8 protein-coding genes and 1 tRNA gene are annotated in these 7,899 nt (G+C 71.7%); 4 read left to right on the forward strand and 5 right to left on the reverse strand.

The window, feature by feature from the left end; all coding sequences use genetic code 11:
* Positions 1-94: 94 nt before the first annotated feature.
* Positions 95-634: a hypothetical protein gene (locus tag VIM19_15915; protein ID HEY5186342.1), complete on the reverse strand. Its 540-nt coding sequence runs from the start codon at positions 632-634 to the stop codon at positions 95-97.
* A 109-nt stretch (positions 635-743) separates the two neighbouring features.
* On the opposite strand from VIM19_15915, the gene VIM19_15920 reads away from it, so the two are divergent.
* Together VIM19_15920 and VIM19_15925 are read left to right on the forward strand one after the other, a co-directional pair.
* Positions 744-1,865 (forward strand): winged helix DNA-binding domain-containing protein, encoded by a 1,122-nt coding sequence (locus tag VIM19_15920; protein HEY5186343.1) that lies wholly within the window; start codon positions 744-746, stop codon positions 1,863-1,865.
* A 34-nt stretch (positions 1,866-1,899) separates the two neighbouring features.
* Positions 1,900-2,850, forward strand: a complete 951-nt coding sequence (locus VIM19_15925) for a D-2-hydroxyacid dehydrogenase family protein (GenBank protein HEY5186344.1) — start codon at positions 1,900-1,902, stop codon at positions 2,848-2,850.
* Positions 2,851-2,872: 22 nt separating this feature from the next.
* Here the strand turns inward: VIM19_15925 and VIM19_15930 are convergent, their stop codons facing one another.
* Positions 2,873-3,532 (reverse strand): PadR family transcriptional regulator, encoded by a 660-nt coding sequence (locus VIM19_15930; protein HEY5186345.1) that lies wholly within the window; start codon positions 3,530-3,532, stop codon positions 2,873-2,875.
* A 120-nt stretch (positions 3,533-3,652) separates the two neighbouring features.
* Between VIM19_15930 and VIM19_15935 the strand changes: the two genes are divergently transcribed.
* Positions 3,653-4,807, forward strand: a complete 1,155-nt coding sequence (locus VIM19_15935) for a membrane dipeptidase (GenBank protein ID HEY5186346.1) — start codon at positions 3,653-3,655, stop codon at positions 4,805-4,807.
* Positions 4,808-5,086: 279 nt separating this feature from the next.
* Here the strand turns inward: VIM19_15935 and VIM19_15940 are convergent, their stop codons facing one another.
* From VIM19_15940 to VIM19_15950, 3 genes are all read right to left on the reverse strand, one after another.
* Positions 5,087-5,533 (reverse strand): GGDEF domain-containing protein, encoded by a 447-nt coding sequence (locus VIM19_15940; protein HEY5186347.1) that lies wholly within the window; start codon positions 5,531-5,533, stop codon positions 5,087-5,089.
* Between the two features lie 7 nt (positions 5,534-5,540).
* The gene (locus VIM19_15945; GenBank protein HEY5186348.1) at positions 5,541-5,888 is read right to left on the reverse strand and encodes a hypothetical protein; all 348 of its coding nucleotides are present in this window, start codon (positions 5,886-5,888) and stop codon (positions 5,541-5,543) included.
* A gap of 274 nt (positions 5,889-6,162) precedes the next feature.
* Positions 6,163-6,651 (reverse strand): matrixin family metalloprotease, encoded by a 489-nt coding sequence (locus VIM19_15950; GenBank protein ID HEY5186349.1) that lies wholly within the window; start codon positions 6,649-6,651, stop codon positions 6,163-6,165.
* Between the two features lie 1,076 nt (positions 6,652-7,727).
* Here VIM19_15950 and VIM19_15955 point away from each other — a divergent pair.
* A tRNA-Lys gene (locus VIM19_15955) sits at positions 7,728-7,800 on the forward strand.
* The last annotated feature ends 99 nt before the right edge of the window (positions 7,801-7,899 follow it).

The following is a 7,899-nucleotide window of genomic DNA, read 5'->3' on the forward strand; positions in this document are numbered from 1 at the left end:
CGGGCCGTGCTCCAGCAGCTCCGACCGCCCGGCTGACGCGTCATCCACGGCTCCATCGTGGCCGCCGGACCGCGCGACGGCGAGTCGAGGCGGCTCAGTAGCTGCGGGTGTAGCCACCGGAGCTGGAGCTCGGGCTGGAGCCGGGGCCGGTGGACTTCACCGCGCTGCCGGACGGCGACACCGCCCACCACAGGCCGCCCGAGAGGTTGAGCCCCTCCCCGGCGGTCATGCCAGGCGCGGTGTCCCCGGCGTAGGTGTACAGCGGCCAGCCGTTGAGGGTCAGCTGCTTCGCGCCGTCCGGGCGGTCGAGCACCCCGACCGTGCCGGTGATCCCGGGCAGGCTGGTGGGCAGGGTGGCCGGGGTGGGGACCAGCGGCCAGTACTGCAGGCAGGCGCCCGTACAGGCCGAGTGTCCGGGACTGTCGATGGCGAAGAGGTAGACGGTCATGCCTTTGGCGTCCACCACGATCGTGCCCAGGGATGTGCTGGTGGTGGACAGCCCGGCGCCGGTGCCCCCGCCGGTCGAGCCGCTGTTGGCGACCGGTGTCGTCGACGAGGAGCCGCAGGCGGTGACGAGCAGCGCCGTGGCCGCGAGAACGGTGACGAGCAGGGCTGGTCGATGGGGTCTCGGCATGGTGGCCTCCGAAGAACGTCTCGTTCCCGTCAAACGAGCGGAGCCCGGCTCCGGTTCATCGCGCGCGCTGTCGGGCCCGGCCGCTACGGTGCCGGCGAGGAGGGCCGCGATGGATCTGACCCCGCAGCACGCGCTGGCCCTGCGCATGGCCAGCCTGCTGCTGGGCGAACGGCCTGCGGCGGTCGAGCGGCCGGCGGACGTCGCGGGGGTGGTGACCTGGTTCGGCGCCCTGCAGGCGCAGGACCTCAGCAGCGGTCTGTGGTCGCTGGGGGCGCGGCTGCCGCACCTCGCCGCGGCCGACGTCCAGGCGGCCCTGGAGGACCGCGAGGCGCTGCGCACCTGGCCGATGCGCGGCACGGTCCACCTGGTCCCCCCGCGGGACGCGCACTGGATGCTTGAGCTGATGGGGCAGCGGGCCCTCGCGGGCGCGGCTGCCCGGCGAGCCTTCCTCGGGCTGGACGAGGCGGTGGCGGACCGCGCTGTCGACGTCTTGGGGGCGGCGCTCGCCGGGGGTGGGCGGCTCACCCGGGCCGAGTGCGTGGCCAGGCTGGAACGGGCCGGCATCCCCGGTGCGGGGCAGCTCGGCTACCACCTGCTCTGGTACGCCAGCCAGCGGGGGGTGACCTGCATCGCGCCGAACGTGGGCACCGAGCAGACCTTCGTGCTGCTCGACGAGTGGGTGCCCGACCCGGTCCGGCTGGACCGTGACGAGGCGCTTGCCACCATCGCCGTCCGCTACTTCCGCAGCCACGGGCCGACCACCCGGCAGGACTTCGCGGGCTGGACCGGGCTGACCATGACGGACACGAGGCGCGGGATCGCCGTGGCCGGCGACCGGCTGGCCCGTGCGACGGTCGACGGCAAGGAGGTGTTCCTCGATCCGGTCCAGCTCGACGAGCACGCCGTCCGGCCGGACTCGGACGGCGCGAGCGGGTGGCACGCGCTGCCCGGGTTCGACGAGTACCTGCTCGGGTTCAAGGACCGTTCGCTCATGCTCGCCGAGGAGCACAAGCAGGCGATCATCCCGGGCGGGAACGGGGTCTTCCAGGCGACCCTGGTGCGTGACGGGCGGGTTGCCGGCACCTGGAAGCGGTCGACCACCAAGAGTCGTACGGTGGTCGAGGCCCGGCCGCTGGTGTCCCTGCGGGCGACCGACCGGAAGCGGGTCGAGGCCGCGCTGCAGCCCTACGCCCGGTTCACCGGGCGATCGGTCGAGGTGCGCTGGCCCTGACACGGGTAGGTGATCGTCTGCGATCCTGGCGTGCGTGCGCATCTGGGTCCTGGACGACCTCGAGCGGGCTGCGTTGGCGGCCGCCGATTGGACCCCCGTGACGGCCCTCGGTGACCTCGCCGTCGTCAACCGGCACGTCGACGACGAGGACGAGCTGGTCGAGCTCCTGCAGCCGTTCGACGTCATCGTCGCCATGCGGGAGCGCACGGCGTTCCCGCGTAGCCTGCTGGCCCGGCTGCCGGCCGTGCGGCTGCTGGTGACCACCGGGGCGCGTAACGCCGCGATCGACAAGGCGGCCTGCTCCGAGCTGGGGATCGTCGTGTCGGGGACGACGGGCGGCGGGTCGCCGGTGGTCGAGCTGGCCTGGGCGCTGATCCTGGCCACGGTGCGCGACCTGCCCGGCCGAGTCGGCTCGATGGCCGCCGGCGAGTGGCAGCCGACGGTGGGCTCCGAGCTCGAGGGGCGCACCCTCGGGCTGGTCGGCCTCGGGCACACCGGCGGACGGATGGCCCGCATCGCCGCTGCCTTCGGCATGGAGGTGCTGGCCTGGAGCCCGCACCTGACGCCGAAGCGCGCCGCCACGCGCGGGGGGCGGTACGTCGACAAGGACGAGCTGCTCCGGCGTTCCCACGTCGTGTCGTTGCACCTGGTGCTCTCCGACCAGACCCGCGGTGTCGTCGGGGAGCCCGAGCTGGCCGCGATGCGCCCGGACGCCTGGCTGGTCAACACCAGCCGGGGCCCGCTGTGCGACGAGCCGGCTCCGCGGCGAGCGTGCGCCGAGGGCTGGATCGCCGGCGTTGCGCTGGATGTCCACGCAGCGGAACCGCTGCCCGCCGATCACCCGTTGCGGAGCGAGCCTCGCGCACTGCTCACCCCGCACGTCGGGTACGTCACCTGGGAGTCGTACCGGCGGTGGTACGGCGACGTCGTCGAGGACATCGTCGCCTTCGCCGGCGGGGCCCCGCTGCGGGTACTCAACGGCTGAGTCCCCGCCGCCTCTGTGGGCGTCAGCTCGTCGCGTCGTCGTCCTCGGCGAGCAGCCGGTAGAGGTCGCGGCGCAGCTGGGTCACCAGCTCCTCGGCGCGGGTGATCTGGGCGTCGCTGCCAGCGGAGACGACCTGCATCAGGGCCGCCGCGACCTGCCGTGCGCTCTCGTGCAGCCGGGTGACGCCCGCATCGGCGTCGTCCGCCATGGCCTGCCACGGCGCCTGCTGGCCGGTGGCCACCAGCCGCTCGGCCGCGGCCCGTCCGTCGTCGGTGAGTTGGAAGACACGCCGGCCATCGGCCTCGTCGGCGCGGACCAGGCCCTCGTCCTCCAGCTGCTGCAGGGTGGGGTAGACCGAGCCGGGGCTGGGCCGCCACACGCCGCCGCTGCGCTCGGTCAGCTCGGTGATGATCTGGTAGCCGTGCATGGGCTGCTCACCGAGCAGGGTGATGATCGCGGTTCGGACGTCGCCACGCCGCGGTCGGGGACGGCGTCCACCAGGACCGCCGCCCCAAGGAGGCCCGCCGAGCCAGCCGCCGGGGCCGCCGGCCCACGGGCCGGGACCGTGCCGGTGCCCGCGTCGACGGCGCTGGGCGCCCTCGGCCGGGCCGTCCATCTGGGCCATCCAGAAGGGTCTGAACTGGGGGAAGCCCCCCGGGGGAAGTGCTGAGCTGTAGCTCATGGATCTCTCCGATTCTTGTCTGGGTCACTCTCTGATCCGTAAGCTCACGATATATCGCGAACTGCCATCCGTCAAGGATCGGTCGTGACAGACTCGACCTGCGGGTCGGAGGAGGGTGGCGTGGCCTCGAGGCGAGCGGTGGTCGGCGGTGTGGCTTCGGGAGCAGCTGCCGGGGTCGGCGTGGTGGCGTGGTGGGCTGCCCGGCAGCTCGGAACCCCGCGCGCTGCCGTCGGGTTCGAGCTGAGCGAGGACGAGCTCGACCGCGCGGTCGCCTTTCTGGATGCGCACCCGGCGATCGACACGCATGCCCATCCCGGGCGCAGCTTCGTGCGCGGTGCCGAGCACCTCACCTGGAAGCTGCGGCTGTACGCGTCGCGCGGCTCGTTCGAGAACCGGGCGATCGCCGACCTGCAGCGGGGCCACGTGGCCGCTGCCTGCTTCTCGGCGGTGTCCGACTTCCCGACCCTCGACGCCCGTGGCGGGACGCTCACCCCGGTGCGCGACTTCGATCCGGGTGAGGCGTGGGCCTACTACCGCACGCAGCTGGCGAACCTCCGAGCACTGGTCGCGAGCGGGGACGTCGCCTGGGTGCGGGCTCCGGACGACGTGGCCGCGGCCCGGGCGGCCGGCCAGGTTGGGGCGATCCTCGGCGTCGAGGGGGCGGACTTCCTTCAGGACGACTTGGGGCGGGTCGAGCAGTGCTTCGCCGACGGGGTCCGGGTGCTGACCCTGGTGCACTACTTCCGCGGTGGCGTGATCGGTGACGTCATGACCGCCCCACCGGTGCACGGTGGGCTCACGCCGTTCGGGCGGGACGTCGTCCAGGAGATGAACCGGGTCGGGCTGGTCGTCGACGTGTCGCACTCCTCGGAGCGGACGGCGTACGACGCGCTCGAGGTGTCGACCAAGCCGCTGCTGATCACTCACACGGACGTCGCCGAGGGCGGCTTGGACAATCCCCGTTTCGTCTCCGAGGGGCTGGCCCGCTCGGTGGCCGGGGCCGGCGGGGCGGTCGGGGCCTGGCCGGCAGGCATCCGGTTGGGCACCCTGGAGGACTTCGTGGAGCGCATCGTCGCCCTGGTCGACCTGCTGGGCGAGGACCACGTGTGCATCGGCACCGACATGGACGCCAACCACAAGCCGGTGTTCGAGACCTACGCGAAGATGCCGCTGGTGGTCGGCGGTCTGCTGCGGCGCGGCATGAGCGAGGAGGCGCTGACCAAGGTGGTAGGCGGCAACTTCTTGCGGGTCTTCGCCGACGTCCTGACGCCGTAGGGGCACGTCAACGCCGGGCCCACGGGACTGGGTCAGCCGGGCGAGGGGAGCCGGCTCAGTCGTGCGGCCGCGGCGGTGCGGCTGGACCGGTACCGGTCGCCTCGCTCGCCGGAGTGCCTGCCCCGATCTCCGCCGGCAGTGGGCGGACCCGGTCCTTCCCCTCATGCTTGGCGATCTTTGTCCAGGCCTGGACCCGCTCGATAGTCGACCGGATGTCCTCGCTGTCTTGCAGCTCGGCCACCCCGACGCTCACCGTGATGGGCAGGCTCCGGCGGTCGCTCAGGGCGAAGTCGTCGACCGCGGCCGCGCCCCGGCACCTTTCCAGGACGTCCCAGGCCGGTGCCAGCTGGTAGCCGCGCAGCACCACGCAGAACTCCTCGCCGCCGTAGCGCCCGACCCAGCCGGCGCCGCCGATGGCGCGCTCGAACCCCCGCGCGACGTGGCGCAGGACGGCGTCCCCATCTGCCAGTTGAACCGTTTGTTGACCGAGCGGAAGTCGTCGACGTCGACGAACGCGACCGACAGCGGGCGTCCGGTCTCCCGGGCCAGCCAGACCTCCCGCTCGAGCCGACGGTCCAGGGTCCGCCGGTTCGGCAGCCCGGTCAGCCCGTCGCGGTCCGCCTCGTCCCGGATGCCGGAGATCACCCGAACGCCCTGCGAGATGATCGCGTCGAACGTGCGACGGGAGAGCACCCGGACGAGGTCCTCGAACGCCTGCTGCTCCACCCCATGGTCACCGGCGCTGAGCTCGTACTCGTCGAAGGTGACGAGCCGGCCGCCACCGTTCGCCCAGCCGGCGGGCGAGCAGGCGCGGGTGCAGCCCGGCCGGCTCCACCGCCGCGCCGGGCGGCACGGCGGACAGCAGTCGAGGCACGTTGGCCAGCGACTCGGTCTCCAGCAGGAGCAGCAGCGGCATGCCACCGCCGGCCTTGTGGGCGCGGTGCGGCCAGGCGTGGGCGTCCAGGACGACGACGTCGGCAACCGCGTCCTCGGGGACGAGCTTCACCTGCTCGTCGGCAAGCGCGTGGACGAGCTCGGCCGGCAGCGAGTCGGCCAGCCAACGAACGCGAAGCGGTCCCACCCCTGTCACTCCCCTCCCGGCGACGTGATCGCGTCTGGCGGTCGGCATCGCCTAGTGACTGCGCAAACTCGGCCGAACAGTTGGTGTGGATCGATCGACTGCGACTAGCTAGTTGTCACGAACGAATCAAAGGGGTTAGTGGCCTGCTCCCGGAGGACTGCCTGGGCGATCTTCCCCAGGCGGTCAGGGGGAGCAGCGTGGCCAGCAGCATCGTGAGCCAGCCCTGCCCTGAGCGTGCAGTCACCTCCAGGCGAGTTGGCCTGACTCTGGCCGATCACGCATCGGGCTGGCAGGGGCCGTTTCCGAGTAGTGCGAGCCCGGTGAGGTCGCCGCCCTGGTACGCAGTGAGGTGAGCGTTGTTTCCGCTGGGCCACATGATCTGGTTGGGGTCGTTCACGTGGGCGAGGCCGACGAGATGGCCGAGTTCGTGGAGGATGACGGACCTGCCGACTCCCCCGCCGTAGGCCGAGGACACCTGGCCGATCTTGACCGGGTCGAGGTAGACGATGCCGGTGACGTGCACGAAGTCTCCGTTGGGCGCCTCGACGCGGATGGGGCCTGCCTCGCCGGCGACGTCGATGCCGAAGTCGGGGACTTCGGCGGGGGTGGCCCAGGCCACGAGCCCGGGGGCCCACCGGTTGCCGTAGGTCTTGGGCTGGTGGTCGGATCGGTCGGTGCTGCTGGGTGCCTCGGCTGTGGTGCCGTCGTTGACGAACTTCAGTCCGGTGGCCGCGGATAGGCGCGCGAGCGACTCAGCGAGCATCTGGTCTCCGTTGGCCGGGGCGTTCGCCTCTCGGACGACGTAGTGGATGGGGCGGCACGGTGACCAGGTGACCGGGGTGACGCCGTTGGCCTGCTTGTCCTCGAATCGTTAGTGCGTGGTGGTCGGTCCAGGGGCCGGCGGGGTTGGCGCCGGGTCGAGTCGCTTGGGGGACTCCTCGTGCCCGGGCGGTAGCGCGTCTGCGGGTGCCGGGGCAGCGCCCGCCTGAGCCGCCCACGGGACCGTCGGCCCGACGCCGAACTGCGCAGCTAGCGCGACGGCGATTGCGAACACGCCGACTATGGCGATTCCCTTGCCCTACTTTGCGGCTCGAGAGGTCCGCGAGACTCGGGGGGCGGGTGACGCGCGGAACAGGACCGGTTCGACGGTGCGTCCGGCTGCTTCGTCCATCACCCACTTGGGGACGCGACCGCTCGACGAACGGGACGTCTTCCTGGTGGCGACCACTCGAGTCAGTCACTCTTCCCCCTTCGGGTCGTCCGGACTCGGACCGGGCTGGTGTTTGTGCTGGCCGTCGGGTGGGGCGGCCATCCGAAGTCGAGGCGCTGGGACCAAGTCAGGCTCCTGCCGCGTGCCTCGGCTCATGACGTCCCCCCCAGGGTTGTTCGCTGCGGTCGACGACGGACCGGGGGACATCCTGTCAGCGGGCAACAAGTTGCCTCCGGGAAAACAAGCAAGGTATGAGGTGAGCGGCATGGCCCGCTCGCCGAGCGGCGAGGACCGACTCTGAGAGGCACGCGCCCCCATGGCCGCCGGTCCAGCCGTCTGCCGCCTCCGCCCTCCTGAGCCAACGACCTGATCGGCCTCTCACTTTGGATCTTGAGGAGGCTACTGAGGCACTCGATCTGAGATCGTCGATTGCCGGGGACGGCCCGGTATCGGAGTTCACCGTGCTGCGCCTCGCCCCCGGGGTGGCTGACCGGAACGGCTCGGTTGGGCCCGATCGCGGTCGTGGATTGCGTTGAGGAGCCGGTGATCGAGACGGACTATGCCAAAGCGGGCGCGGATACTCTGATGCATACTCTGACGGGTTCCCTGGGCTGAAGAGGGAGCCTCCCGGGCCGTTAGCTCAACTGGCAGAGCAGCGGACTTTTAATCCGCGGGTTCTGGGTTCGATCCCCAGGCGGCCCACCGCGCTGACCTGCGACGATGCCGTTTTCGAGCCCTCGCGGACTCCCTTTTTGATCTTTGGTGGGTGCAGGGTGGGTGCAGATCTTGAAACGTCGGTGT

This window comes from Actinomycetes bacterium (genome assembly GCA_036510875.1).
GTDB lineage: Bacteria > Actinomycetota > Actinomycetes > Prado026 > Prado026 > DATCDE01.

Excerpts from the sequence above, each read along its gene's own strand:
- VIM19_15915 (HEY5186342.1), bottom strand. The coding sequence starts at position 634 with ATGCCGAGACCCCATCGACCAGCCCTGCTCGTCACCGTTCTCGCGGCC.
- VIM19_15920 (HEY5186343.1), top strand. The coding sequence starts at position 744 with ATGGATCTGACCCCGCAGCACGCGCTGGCCCTGCGCATGGCCAGCCTG.
- VIM19_15930 (HEY5186345.1), bottom strand. The coding sequence starts at position 3,532 with ATGAGCTACAGCTCAGCACTTCCCCCGGGGGGCTTCCCCCAGTTCAGA.
- VIM19_15950 (HEY5186349.1), bottom strand. The coding sequence starts at position 6,651 with ATGCTCGCTGAGTCGCTCGCGCGCCTATCCGCGGCCACCGGACTGAAG.